The sequence below is a fragment of the Micromonospora sp. 067-2 genome, assembly GCF_046549295.1.
Lineage (GTDB): Bacteria > Actinomycetota > Actinomycetes > Mycobacteriales > Micromonosporaceae > Micromonospora.
In genome coordinates, this window is record NZ_JAJPWB010000001.1 from 240393 (window position 1) to 253266 (window position 12874).

10 protein-coding genes are annotated in these 12874 nt (G+C 74.3%); 5 read left to right on the forward strand and 5 right to left on the reverse strand.

Annotated features, from left to right (window positions below):
* Nucleotides 1–50: 50 nt before the first annotated feature.
* The 4 genes from crcB to ACLJN9_RS01100 all read right to left on the reverse strand — a co-directional run bounded on the left by crcB (nucleotide 51) and on the right by ACLJN9_RS01100 (nucleotide 2249).
* Entirely contained in the window at nucleotides 51–413 is a 363-nt protein-coding gene (gene crcB / locus ACLJN9_RS01085) for a fluoride efflux transporter CrcB (RefSeq protein WP_410809057.1), read from the reverse strand.
* Entirely contained in the window at nucleotides 410–886 is a 477-nt protein-coding gene (locus ACLJN9_RS01090) for a fluoride efflux transporter FluC (protein ID WP_410809058.1), read from the reverse strand. The genes crcB and ACLJN9_RS01090 overlap by 4 nt, the downstream gene beginning before the upstream one ends.
* 89 nt (nucleotides 887–975) lie before the next feature.
* Nucleotides 976–1734 carry a class I SAM-dependent methyltransferase gene (locus ACLJN9_RS01095; protein WP_410809059.1) on the reverse strand — a complete coding sequence of 253 codons (759 nt, stop codon included), beginning with the start codon at nucleotides 1732–1734 and terminating at the stop codon, nucleotides 976–978.
* A 128-nt stretch (nucleotides 1735–1862) separates the two neighbouring features.
* Nucleotides 1863–2249, reverse strand: a complete 387-nt coding sequence (locus ACLJN9_RS01100) for a hypothetical protein (RefSeq protein WP_410809060.1) — start codon at nucleotides 2247–2249, stop codon at nucleotides 1863–1865.
* A gap of 232 nt (nucleotides 2250–2481) precedes the next feature.
* Between ACLJN9_RS01100 and ACLJN9_RS01105 the strand changes: the two genes are divergently transcribed.
* Together ACLJN9_RS01105 and ACLJN9_RS01110 are read left to right on the forward strand one after the other, a co-directional pair.
* Complete coding sequence (locus ACLJN9_RS01105; RefSeq protein WP_410809061.1) at nucleotides 2482–3588, forward strand: nucleotide disphospho-sugar-binding domain-containing protein; 1107 nt, start codon at nucleotides 2482–2484, stop codon at nucleotides 3586–3588.
* 55 nt (nucleotides 3589–3643) lie between these two features.
* Nucleotides 3644–4210, forward strand: a complete 567-nt coding sequence (locus tag ACLJN9_RS01110) for a dienelactone hydrolase family protein (RefSeq protein WP_410809062.1) — start codon at nucleotides 3644–3646, stop codon at nucleotides 4208–4210.
* Between the two features lie 92 nt (nucleotides 4211–4302).
* Here ACLJN9_RS01110 and ACLJN9_RS01115 read toward each other — a convergent pair whose 3' ends face one another.
* Nucleotides 4303–6348, reverse strand: a complete 2046-nt coding sequence (locus tag ACLJN9_RS01115) for an AAA family ATPase (RefSeq protein ID WP_410809063.1) — start codon at nucleotides 6346–6348, stop codon at nucleotides 4303–4305.
* 268 nt (nucleotides 6349–6616) lie between these two features.
* On the opposite strand from ACLJN9_RS01115, the gene ACLJN9_RS01120 reads away from it, so the two are divergent.
* The 3 genes from ACLJN9_RS01120 to ACLJN9_RS01130 all read left to right on the forward strand — a co-directional run bounded on the left by ACLJN9_RS01120 (nucleotide 6617) and on the right by ACLJN9_RS01130 (nucleotide 12870).
* Entirely contained in the window at nucleotides 6617–9517 is a 2901-nt protein-coding gene (locus ACLJN9_RS01120) for a helix-turn-helix transcriptional regulator (RefSeq protein WP_410809064.1), read from the forward strand.
* Between the two features lie 134 nt (nucleotides 9518–9651).
* Nucleotides 9652–10422 (forward strand): DUF5995 family protein, encoded by a 771-nt coding sequence (locus tag ACLJN9_RS01125; protein ID WP_410809065.1) that lies wholly within the window; start codon nucleotides 9652–9654, stop codon nucleotides 10420–10422.
* A gap of 351 nt (nucleotides 10423–10773) precedes the next feature.
* A complete protein-coding gene (locus ACLJN9_RS01130; protein WP_410809066.1) occupies nucleotides 10774–12870 on the forward strand; it encodes an amino acid transporter in 2097 nt (698 codons plus the stop codon).
* The last annotated feature ends 4 nt before the right edge of the window (nucleotides 12871–12874 follow it).

Sequence of the window (12874 nt, forward strand, 5' to 3'; positions counted from 1 at the left end):
CTACCCCGAGGGTATACCTCGCGTATATACCTTTGGTGTTTAGCGAGTTGTCAGCCCGGTGGGAGGTGGGCCAGGGTGTAGCCGACGCTGGCCGCGGCCAGCCCGGCGGCGACACTGCCCAGCACGTTGGCCAGGGCAAGGATGCGGTTGCCGTCCTTGGCGAGCCGCAGCGTCTCGTAGCTGAACGTGGAGTAGGTGGTCAGCGCGCCGCAGAACCCGGTGCCGAGCAGGGCGCTGATCGCCGGGCCGGCCGGCAGCCCGACGAGGACGCCGAGCAGCAGGGACCCGATCACGTTGACGGTCAGGGTGCCCCAGGGAAATGCCGAGTGGTGCCGGGACTGCACGGCCCGGTCGGTGAGGTAGCGAAGCGGAGCGCCGACGGCGGCGCCCAGGGCGATCAGCAGCACGGTCACCGGGCCACCCCTCGCCGCAGCAGGCCGGTGGTGACGGCGTCGCCCAACCCCACCGCGGCGAGTGCCCCGAGCACCGTCGCGGCCAGGTATGCCAGCGCGATGGCCGGGGCGCCCGCGATCAGCGCCTGCTGGACGTCCACGGCGTACGTGGAGAAGGTGGTGAACCCGCCGAGCACCCCCACCCCCAGGAACGGGCGGACCAGCGGACGCCCACCGCCGAGGTGCCCCAGCACCGCCATCAGCACGCCGATCAGCAGGCAGCCGGACTGGTTGACGCCGAACGTCGCCCACGGAAAACCGGTCGGCGGGTGCCCGACGGCGTGTTGCAGGCCGGCTCGGGACAGCGAGCCGAGCACCCCGCCGGCCGCGATCGTGACGAGAATCGTCGCCGGGCGCGCGGTCAGCTCGCCCCGGTCGGCGGAAACGCGGAGGTCGACGTCGGGGTCGGTACGCGACTCGAACGGCTCTGACACCTGTCCTGCCTACCAGCCCGGGATCACGTCCACCCGGTGGACCCTCGGCGGGAGCGCCGGCCCGCGCTCCCGCCGGTCTGAGGCGAGGGTCAGCGCACCGCCGCGACGGCGGCGTCCGAGCCGCCCCGCCACACCGTGCCGACCTCGGCGAAGCCGGCCGCGGTGAGCGCGGCCAGGTGCCAGGAGACCGGCGGGTTCCACTCCGGGCTGTGCCCGGTCGGGTAGATGGCGTGCCGCTGGGCGACGAGCGGGGCGAGCGCCGGGTCGGCGCCGGCTCGCGCCCACCAGTCCGACCAGGACAGCACCGAGCCGGCGGCGTACCGCGCGTTGCGCCGGTCCCGTGCCCGGTTCGTCAGCCGCTTGGTCAGTTCCGGCAGGGTGTCGTCCGGCATGTGGTCGGCGTTGACGAAGACCCCGCCCGGTCGCAGCACGTCGCGCAGTTCAGCGTAGAGCTGGCCGAGCCGGTCGGCCGGCAGCCAGTGCAGGGCGGTGGCGGTGAGCACCGCGTCGTACCTCCGGTGGGGGAGGGCGGCGCTCCACTGCGGGGTGCCGAGGTCGGCCGTGACGATGGTGGCCCGGTCGCCCAGCGAGGCGTCGGCGATGGCGAGCAGTGCCGGGTCGAGGTCGAGCAGGGTCGCCTCGGCGTCGGGGAAGCGGGCCAACGCCCGCAGGGAGATGGTGCCGGTGCCACCGGCCAGATCGAGCACGCGCGGCGGCCGGTCGTCGAGGACCGCGTCGACGGTGTCGAGCATGGCGGTGAACCGGTGTTCCCGGTCCGGCAGGTAGGCCTCCTGCTGGCGGTCCCAGCTCTCCTGCCAGGCCCACGGATCCACAAGGTAAGGACTCATAGCGATCAGGCTAGTTACCGGAGATACGCGCCGTCCAGACCTTGTTGCACATAATTTGCAATTGCGAGAGGATGGCGGGGCGATGATCGGAGCGACGCCGGGTCGGCCTTGCGGCCGACCCGGCGCCGTCAACGGTCGAGAGCGGCCAGCAGGGCGCCGGCCCGGTCCATGAGCTGTCGGGCGTCCGGGCCGCTCAACACCGGGTGCAGCCGTTCCAGCCAGGCGGTGTGTGAGGCGATTGCCTTCTGGATGCCCCGCCAGGTCCGCGCGTTTCGGTGGAGATCCTGGGCGACGCCCAGGCCGCCACCGACGACGAGATCCTGCACGAAGGTCCGCAGGGTCCCCTCCGCGACCACGAGACGCACGCCGACCGAGAGGTCACCCTCCCGAGGGTCGAGCATCCAGTCGTACGTCAACCGGTCGCCGCGGTACTCGATCCCCGGAATGACCAGGTCGTCCTCGACCGGGTCGTCCAACCCCCAGGCCGCGGCCGCTGGCCCGAACTGCCGGCGCACCTCTGTCTCGAAGGTGTCGGTGCTCCTCGGCCTTTTCCGACCACCCACCGCCCTGCCCTCCAGACTCCCCCCGGGGGGTTGGTGCTGGCACGTGCGGATGGGCCAGCTCACCCGCTGCGGCGTACGGTACCGGGCCGCCGTGCCGGGACCATCGCGACGGCGAGGTGGTCCGGGGAGTTCCGGGGGCGCCGCCGGACCCCGGCGTCGCCTCCGTCGACATAGGATCTCGGTCATGCGGGTGTTGGTGGTGTCCGCGCCGCTGGTCGGTCACGTCTTCCCGCTGGTGCCGCTCGCCGTCGCGTTGCGCGACGCCGGCCACGACGTGCTGCTGGCCAGTGGCGGCGACGGCGTGGCCGTCGCCGCGGCCGGCCTGCCGGTACAGGACGTCGCCCCGGGCTTCGACTTCGGAAGGATCGCGCTGCGGGTGTTCCCGCGCCATCCGCTGATCGCCCGCGCCGAGCTGGCCGGCACCGCCGACACCCGGGGCGCGGGCCTCCTGTTCGGCGCGCTCAACGACACGCTCACCGACCCGGTCGTCGAGCTGGCCACCGAGTGGCGCCCGGATCTGGTGCTGCACGAGCCGTTCGCGGTCGCTGGCGCGGTGGCCGCCGCCCGGCTGGGCGTGCCGGCGGTCCGACAGGAGAACTCCCTCTTCGACGGCCGAGACCTGGTCCGTGCCACCACCGCCCGACTGGGCGCCGCGCTGCGCCGGCACGGCCTCACCGAGCTGCCGCCACCGGCCGCCGCCGTCGCGGTGGCGCCCCCCAGCGTGGCCACCCAGGACGGCTGGCCGATGCGGTACTCCTCCTACGGGGGTGGCGGTGAGCTGCCGGCCTGGCTCCGCGCACCGGGGGAACGCCCGCGGATCCTGGTCACCCGCAGCACCCTCACCGGCCCGGGCGACCGGGGGCCGATGCCCGCCGTGGTGGCGGCCGCCGCCGAGGTGGATGCCGAGTTCGTGCTGGTCCGGCCGGACCGGCGGTCGACCCGTACGCTGCCGGAGAACGTCCGGGTGGTGGACTGGATCCCGCTCGACGAGGCGTTGCCGTCGAGCGCGGCGCTGATCCACCACGGCGGCGCGGGCAGCGTCTTCGGTGCTTTCGCCGCTGGCCTGCCGCAGGTGGCCACGGTCGGCCCGGGGGACCGGCGGCACAACGCCGAGGCGGTGGCCCGGCGTGGCGCCGGCCTGGCGCTGCGACCCCGCGACATCACCCCTGCGACGCTGACCCGGCTGCTGACCGACGACGGTCTACGGACCGCCGCCGGGCAGGTCAGCCGGGAGATCGCCGGCATGCCGCCGCCGTCGGAACTGGTGGCCCGGCTGGCGGCGCTGGTCTGACGGCCGGCCCGCGTGGCCACACCGGTCGGACGCCCGGCTGGGGCAGGATGGCCCGATGCGACACGTCGTGCTGTTCCACTCCGTGTACGGGCTGCGGCCCGCCGTGCGCGCCGCCGCGGACCGGCTGCGCGCCGCCGGGCACCGGGTCGTCACCCCCGACCTGTACGGCGTCGCGGCGGCGGACACCGTCGAGGAGGGCTTCGCGCTGCTCGACAAGATCGGCCAGGAGGTGGTGCTCGACCGGGCGCGGGCGGCGCTGCGGGACCTGCCGGCGCAGACCGTGCTCGCCGGCTTCTCGATGGGCGCCGGCGTGGCGGGGGCGCTGCTGGCCGAGCGCCCCGACAGCGCCGGTCTGCTCCTGCTGCACGGCACCGGTGGGGCGCCGGCGTCGGCCCGGCCCGGCCTGCCGGTGCAGCTGCACGTCGCCGACCCGGATCCGTACGACGCGCCGGACGAGATCGACGAGTGGCAACGGGCGATGACCGACGCCGGCGTCGACCTGACGGTCTTCCGCTATCCCGGCGTGGGGCACCTGTTCACCGACCCGGACATCGCCGAGTACGCCCCGGACGCGGCCTCCGCGACCTGGCCACGGGTGCTGGCCTTCCTGGCCGCCCGCTGACCGTTGGCGCTGAGCGCACCCCCGGGACAACCGGCGCTCCGGTGTGACGTGCGGGTCCGCGCGTCCGGCCATCCGTGGCCGCGGGTGAACCCTCAGGCGGTCGCGGCGAGGCCGTCCGCTCGGCTGATCAACGGCGGGCGGGGTACGACGCGCACCGCTCTGGGCGCAGCGCCGACCCCGGCAGGCGCGCTGCGTCCGGCTGATCCCGGGGTGGCGAGGGCCGCCCGGATCGGCGTCGGTGATCGATCGGGTTCCGGAGGCCAGTGGCCACCCGTGTTGGTCTGCGGCACGGGGGTCGCCACGGTCGGTGTCGGCGGCACGTCGCCGCTCGACGCGACGACCCTGAGTCGGCGGGCGCCGGGCGCGCGGTTGGTCCCGCGCGTCGGTGCGGCCATCGTCGGGGAGGGGATGCGTCGGCGTAGCGGGCCGGTGATATCGGACGTCGGCCCCGACCTCAGCGCCGCGAGGGCGGCGTCGAGGCGTGGGGTGTCGGCTGCCCGGCGGGTGAAGACGGCGCGCAGCGCCCGGGGCAACCGTTCAGCCGCGACCCGGCGCAGCGCGGGCGCGGCGAACGCGTACCCGTCGACGCGACGGGGGAGCAGCAGCCCGAGGGAGACGAGCCCGCGCAGCGCCGGAGCGGACCGCCCGGGCGTCCAGCCGAGCACCCGGTCCAGCGCCGCGCCGGAGACCACGCCGCCGAGGGTGGCGGCGGCCATCAGCACCGCCCGGCGCTCGCCGTCGAGGTGGTCCAGCTCGGCGCCGACCGCCCGGCGCACGGTCTCGGGCAGCGCAGGCGCCACCGGATCCGCGCCGCCGGCGATCGACGTCACGTACGCCGCCGCGTGCCCGGGCCGTCCTCCCACCAGGGGCAGCAGACGGTCGACCAGCGCCACCGGCTGCCCGGCGCGGGTCAGCAGCTGACGGAGCAGACGCCCGGACTGCACCGTGGCCAGCGGTCGGATCGTCACCCGCCGGGCAGGGCCCGGCCGGCTGTCGGTCCACTGCGGCTGGTGCAGGGTGACCACGGCCAGTGGCAGCCGACGCGCCGTCGCCGCGCTGAACAGCGCGTGCAGGAAGCGGCTCACCGCGGGCGCGGCCCGGTCCAGGTCGTCCACGGCGACGAGCAGCGGCCCGCGGGCGGCCAGCCGCAGCAGGGCGTCCTGGCAGATCGCCGCGCCGGCCTGCGCCGCGGCCGAGCCGTCCGGGGCAGCCAGCAACCCTTCGAGCACCGGCACCGCCGTCGCGAGACGCGCCGGCGGGAGCAGCGGCGTCAGGGCATCGGCCAGTCGGTCGCGGACCGTCGCCGGGCCGTCACCGTGGCGGATTCCGGCGAGGCCGCGCAGGAGCTCCGCGACCGGCGCCAGAACCTGATCGGGGTACGGCTGGCAGGCTGCCACGCACCAGCGCACCGCCACCCCGTCGACGCTGGTCAACGACCGGGTCAGCTCGTGCAGCAGCCGACTGCGCCCGCTGCCGGTCGGGCCGACCAGGGACACCCAGCGGGGGGTGTGTTCGCGTACCGCCCGGCTGAGCTGGTCGCGGACGGTGGCCAGTTCGCGGCGGCGGCCGATCAGCGGGCCGTCGTGTCGGTCGGCACCCGGGCGTACGGGGCCGACGGCGTGCCAGACCGACATCGGGGGCACCCGACCGGCGACCGGCACCGGCGCGAGCTGGCGCTGGGCGATCAGCCCGGCGGTCGCCCGGGCGGTGACCGCGCAGAGCGCGACGGCGCCGGGTGGGGCGTACTCCTGCAGGCGCGCCGCGCTGGTGATCACCGCGCCGCTGGCCACGCCGTGGCCTCCGCTGACGGCGCCGCCCAGGTCGACCATCACCTCGCCGGTGGCCACACCGACCCGCACCCGCAGCCTGATGTCACCGACCATCTGCCGGCGGTCCAGCGCGGCCTGGATCTCCAGCCCGGCACGGACCGCGCGGTACGCGTCGAAGCCGTCGGACTGGCGGGCGCCGAAGAGGGCCATCACCGCGTCGCCCACGTACTTCTCGACCACCCCGTGCCAGCGGTGCAGCACACCGGCGACGGTGTCGAAGTAGGCCCGCTGGAGCGCCCGGACGTCCTCCGGGTCCAGCCGGTCGACCAGCGCGGTGGAACCGACGATGTCGGCGAAGAGCACGGTCACCGTGCGTCTCTCCTCTGGCACCGGCCAGTGTGGGCGGGCGTTCCGCTGCAGGTCAACGACGGTGGTGGTCATGGATATCGCACCGGCCTTTCCCCCTACTGTGCTGGTTGTCGACCTCCGGAGATTGGCATTCCTGGGCTGACGGGGGATCGGCAGAACGACGTATGTCGGCCACCCGCAACCTTTAGTCGCAATGTCGACGCGAGGAGTACCACAAGCGGCAGATGGCCGTAGAACGGTACGGGGGCGGGTGATTAGGCTGCTTGCCATGGCCAGCGATGTGGACACTGCCCCGCTCGTGGGCCGAGCGGCGCTGGTGCAGACGGTTCGGTCCGCGCTGCTCGGCGAGCCCGCGCACGGGCAGACCGCCGCCGTCTTCCTGACCGGTGAGAGCGGCGTGGGCAAGACCCGGCTGCTCGGCGAGGTCGGCGCCCGGCTGCGTGACCAGGGTGCCCTGGTGCTCACCGGCAGTTGCCTGGACATCGGCGACGCCTCCCCGCTGCATCCGCTGTTGCAGGCCCTGCGGCGCCTCGACGCCGAGATGTCCACCTCGCACGCCCGCACCTCGTCGGCGGTCCGCGGGCTGTTGCAGATGTTCGCCGACGAGACCGCCGGCGCGGACGGTGCGGGAGCGTTGTTGGAACGGGTCTCCCGCGGGCTGCACCTGATCGCCGAGGGGCGGCCGCTGGTGCTGATCCTGGACGACCTCCAGTGGGTCGACCGGAGCACTCGACAGCTGCTGCTCTACCTGTTGGCCGGTCTCGGCGACCTTCAGCTCTCGGTGCTGGCCGCGGTGCGTGCCGAGTCGTTGCAGGGCGCACATCCGCTGCGTCGGGTCCTCACCGAGCTGCGCCGGCTGCGGACGGTGCGGGTGCTCGACCTGTCCCCGCTGGACCGGCCCGACAGCGAACGGCTCGCCGCCGCCGTGGTTGGTCGGCCGCTGTCCGCCGACGCCGCCGAGCAGGTGTGGCAGCGCAGCGGCGGCAACCCGTTCGTCATCGAGGAGCTGGCCCGCGACCTGCGTGACGGCCGGGACGGGCTGTCCGAGACCCTGCGGGAGATCTTCCTCGACCGGGTCGACGCGCTGCCCCAGCACGCGCACGCCGTGGTGCACGCGGTCGCCACCGGCGTCGAGCCGGTCCAGCACTGGCTGCTGGCCCAGGTGCTCCGACTGCCCGAGGACGAGCTGATCGACGCGGCCCGCGCCGCGGTCGCGCACCGGCTGCTGGTCGGCGCCGACGACGGCTACCGGCTGCGGCACCGTCTCGTCGCCGAGGTGCTGGCGCACGAGCTGCTGCCGGCCGAGCGCTCGGGCCTGCACCGCCGCTACGCCGAGGCGTTGACGGCGGCGCCGGGCGAGCTGCACCAGGCCCGGCTGGCCCACCACTGGCGGCTGGCCGGTGAACCGGGCCGGGCGCTGCCGGCGGCGGTGGCCGCCGCGCAGGAGGCCGAGCGGCTGCACGGCTACGCCGAGGCGCACCGGCACTGGTCGGTGGCGTTGCAGCTGGCCGGCGACCCGACCGTAGTGACGGCGGACCGGGTGGAGCTGCTCGGGCACGCCGCCGAGTCGGCCCACCACTGTGGGGAGCACGCCCGGGCGCTGTCCCTGCTGGAGGAGTTGGCCGCGGTTCAGGGTGGTGAGCCGAGCTGCGCGCTGCACATCCGCCGCGCCCGCTACCTGGCCGCCGCTGGGCGCTCGGCGTTGGCCGAGGAGGAGTACCAGCGGGCGCTGGAGGCGGCGGACTGCTCCCCGCGCGACCGGGCCACCGCAGCCGCCCACCTGGCCGAGCTGCTGCTGCACCTGGGCCGCTACGCCGACGCCGGCCGTCGGGCCCGGGAGGCACTGGAGCTGGCCGCCTCGGTGGAGGGCTCCGCCACCGAGGTGGTGCTGGCCAGTGCGGCGCTCGGCTTCAGCGACGCCTACCTGGAGGATCCCGACGCCGGGCTCGCGGTGATGCGCCAGGCCCTCGACACCGCCGAGCGCGCCGGTAAGCCAGAGGACGTGGCCTGCGCGTATCTGCACCTGGCGGAACTGCTGACCGGGCCACTGAACATCCTCGAGGAGGGGGTGGTGGTGGCCCGGCGGGGCGCCGAGCGGGTGGCCGAGCTGGGGTTGGGCCGCACCTGGGAGACCCGGCTGCTGGCCATCGCCGCCAACGGCCTGTTCCGGGTGGGCCAGTGGGCCGAGGCGGAGAAGGTGGTCGCCGCCGCGTTGCGGCACCGACCGTCCGGCGCGGACGCGGTGGAGCTGCTGCTGGCCCGCTGCCGGCTCTCGGTGGGCTACGGCGACATCGAGGCCGCCGACCGGGACCTCGACGCGGTGGCCACCGTGCTCGCCGGCGGCGGGGCACGGCACGTCATCCCGCTGCTCACCCTGCGCGCCGGGCTGGCCATGTGGGAGGGCCGGCACGACGTGGCGCGGCAGGCGGTGCAGCGGGGTCTGACCGAGAGCCGCTCCGACGACGTGACGATCCTTGGCGCGCTGGTCTGGCACGGCCTGCGGGCCGAGGCGGAGGCGCACGCCAGCCGCACCGAGGAGGTGGACCCCACGGCGGTACGCCGACTGCGTGACGTCGCCGAACGGGTCGCCCGCAAGGGCGCGTCCGCCGCCCGCCCGGTGCGTTCGGTGGTGGACGGCTTCCTGGCGCTCTGCGCCGCCGAGGTGAGCCGCCTCGACGGCAGTGACCCGGAGCTGTGGGCCAGGTCGGTGGCCGAGTGGGACCGCCGCAACCACCCCTACCCGGCGGCGTACTCGCGGCTGCGCCAGGCCGAGGCGCTCCTGGCCCGGCGCAGCCGGGTGGCCTTCGCCGGCAAGCTGCTGCGCGAGGCGTACGGGGTGGCGCAGGGGTTGGGTGCGGTGCCGTTGACCTCGGAGATCCGCGAGCTGGCCGGGCGGGCGCGGGTGTCGTTGGACGAGCGGGAGGCCACCGACGGTGCGCCGGGCGTGCTGGCGACCGGCCCGGTCGACGACGAGCTGGCGGCGCTCACGGTGCGGGAGCGCGAGGTGCTCTCCCTGGTCGCCGAGGGGCTGACCAACCGGGAGATCGGGCAGCGGCTGTTCATCAGCGAGCGGACCATCGGCGTGCACGTGTCGCACATCTTCGACAAGCTCCAGGTCCGCACCCGTGTCCAGGCGAGCGCGATCCAGCTGCGCAACCGACGCGGCTGACCGACCGGTCCGTCAGCGGGCGCGTGTGCGCCCCGGGATACGTCGTTCTACTGATCCGGCGTACGGGTGTCGGCTGACAGGCTGGGCACCGTCGACGGCGGCACGGGGGTGCCGCGGACCACCAGGGAGGAATGATGACCGAACCGGTCTGGGGGCCCGTGCACCGGGACATCGTCGACCTGCTCGCCGACCACCCCGCGGACGTGCCGGCAGTGGTCGATCACCTCACCAAGCTCCAGGACCTGCTGGTGCGGCTGCCGCCCCTGGAAGACAGCTGCCCGTTGGCCGACTTCAACCGGCTCTACCTCACCATCACCAGCAGTGTGTTGGACGGGCTCTACGACGACCGCTTCGTCGACCCGGCGTTCCTCTCCCGGCTGGATGTCGAGTTCGCGGCGCGGTACTTCGACGCGATGCGCCTGTGGACCGACTCCAGCCCGGGCACTCCGAAGGCCTGGTCGTGTCTGTTCGAGCGGATGCGGGGGCCGGATGCGCGCCCGCTGCCGTCGGCGGCCGCCGGGGTCAACGCGCACATCAACTTCGACCTGCCGTTCGCGCTGGTGACGACGTTCGATCACCTGGAGTCGGAGCCGGTCGACGGCAGCGACCAGCACCACGACTACCTCGTGATCAACGACATCTTCGCGGACAAGATCCCCGGCCTGCGCCGGGGCTACCTGGAGCGGTGGCAGCTGCTCATCGACATGCTCAACGGTGACATCGACGACTGGTACCAGGGGGAGCTGGTCGAGTACACCCGTGATGTCGCCTGGCGCAACGCGCAGAAGATCTGGCGGTGCCGGCACGATCCGGACGCCCGCGAGTGTGAGCGTACGCGGTTGGACGACAACGCCGCGGCGCTCGGCCGGCTGCTGCTCTCGCCCCTGGGGGCGTTCCTGCAGTAGCCGGGACGGGGGGTCCCCGCGCTCCGCCCCGGGGGGGTGGGCGGAGCGCGGGGACACGTCCCGTCCAGCCGGCCACGGGCCGGCCGACGCGGCGGGAGCGGCGCCCTCGTGATCGGGGAAAGATCCGGCGGGACGGGGGTGTCGCCCGGCTGTTCGCGGGTACGCCCGCGCCATGACCGTCCTGGCCCGGCGCCGCCCCGCCGCCCGCCCCCGGCCCGCGCGGCCCGGCCCCCTGCGGCCGGGTGGCCCGGTGCCGCGACCCACCGTTCGCCCGGGTGCCGGGTGACCGGCGGGGAGAACGCGGCCGGCTCGGCCCGCCTGTGAGCGGGACCTGCGAGGGTGGGACGGGCGATGGCTGACGAGCACCGGGCGAAACCGCGACGCTGGGGCGGACGTCGCCACCAACCCACCGGCCCGGCACCGGCGCTGCGGGCCGCTCGCGACCCGTCGCGCCCGAGCCAGGGCGGGCGGCAGGGTGTGGTGATGCCCGAACGGGTGGCCAGCCCGGTCCGGCCGGCGGCACCGGCCAGCCCGCTGCGTCGGTGGCTCTTTCAACACCAGGTGCAGCCACCCGGCCCCGAGGCGATCGAGGGGCAGAGCCGGACGCACGCGTGGTGGCAGGTGATGTGCCTGACCGGCGTCGACTACTTCTCCACCCTGTCCTACCTGCCGGGCATCGCGGCCGTGGCGGCCGGGGCGCTCTCCCCGCTGGCGACCCTGCTGATCGTCGCGCTGACCCTGTTCGGGATGCTGCCGATGTATCGGCGGGTGGCCCACGAGAGCCCGCACGGCCAGGGTTCGGTGGCGATGCTGGAACGGCTGCTGCCGTTCTGGCGGGGCAAGATCTTCGTGCTCGTGCTGCTCGGCTTCGTGGCCACCTCCTGGATCATCACGATCACCCTCTCGTCGGCCGACGCCACCGTGCACCTGCTGGAGAACCCGTACCTGCCGGACGCCCTGCACGGCCCTGTCGTCCCGGTCGTCGTCACGGTGGCGCTGCTGCTCATCCTCGGTGGGGTGTTCCTGCTCGGGTTCCGAGAGGCCGTGGTGGTGGCCATCCCGCTGGTCGCGGTGTTCCTGCTGCTCAACGCGGTGATCGTGGTGGTCGCGGTGAGCCGGATCGCCGCCGACCCGGGCATCGTGTCGGACTGGACCGCCGCGCTCACGGCGAAGGGCGGCGGACCGGGCCAGGTCCTGTTCACGGCCGTGCTGGCCTTTCCGCTGCTGGTGCTGGGGCTGTCCGGGTTCGAGACCGGGGTCAGCATGATGCCGCTGGTGGGTGCGGGGGGAGCGGACGCCGAGGCCCGGCTGGCCGCCCGGATCCGCAACACGCGGCGGCTGCTCACCACCGCCGCGCTGATCATGTCGGTCTACCTGATCTCGACCACCTTCGTGACCACGGCGCTCATCCCGGCCGACGAGTTCCGGCCGGGTGGCGCCGCGAACGGCCGGGCGCTGGCCTTTCTGGCGCACGACTCCCTGGGCGAGCTGTTCGGCACCGTCTACGACGTGAGCAGCGTGCTCATCCTCTGGTTCGCCGGCGCCTCTGCGATGGCCGGGCTGATCAACATCGTGCCCCGCTATCTGCCGACCTACGGCATGGCGCCGGAGTGGGCGCGGGCGGTGCGCCCGGTGGTGATCGTCTACACCCTGGTCAGCGTCGCCATCACGATCGCCTTCCGGGCCGACGTCAACGCCCAGGCCGGGGCGTACGCCACCGGGATCCTGGCGATGATGGTCTCCGCCGCCGTGGCGGTGACCATCTCCGCGGCGCGCCGTCACCGGCGTTCGGCCGCGATCGGCTTCACGGTGCTGACCCTGGTGCTGCTGTACGCGCTGCTGGAGAACGTCATCGAGCAGCCGGACGGCATCACCATCTCCGCGCTGTTCATCCTCGGCATCATCGTGGTCTCGCTGATCTCCCGGGTGACCCGGACCACCGAGCTGCGCGCCGAGCGGATCGAGTTCGACGAGCCGGCCCGCCGGTTCATCGCCGAGTCGCTGGCCCACGACGGGCAGCTGCACCTGATCGCGAACAAGCGGCAGAGCGGCTCGGTGAAGGAGTACACGGTCAAGGAGCGGGCGCAGCGCGGGATGAACCCGGTGCCGGGGGCCGCCGACGTGCTGTTCCTGGAGATCGACGTGGTCGACCCGTCGGGGTTCAGTCAGGTGCTGCGCGTGCACGGGGTGGAGGTGGCTGGGTTCCGGGTACTGCGGGCGGGCAGCCCGGCCGTGCCCAATGCGATCGCCGCGATCCTGCTGGCGTTGCGGGACGCGACCGGGGTCCGGCCGCACGGGCACTTCGAGTGGTCGGAGGGGAGCCCGATCGCGCACCTGCTGCGCTACCTCATCCTCGGCCGGGGAGACACCCCGCCGGTGGTGCGGGAGATCATTCGCCGTACCGAGCCGGATCCGCTGCGCCGGCCCGGTATCCACGTCGGCGGCTGACCGC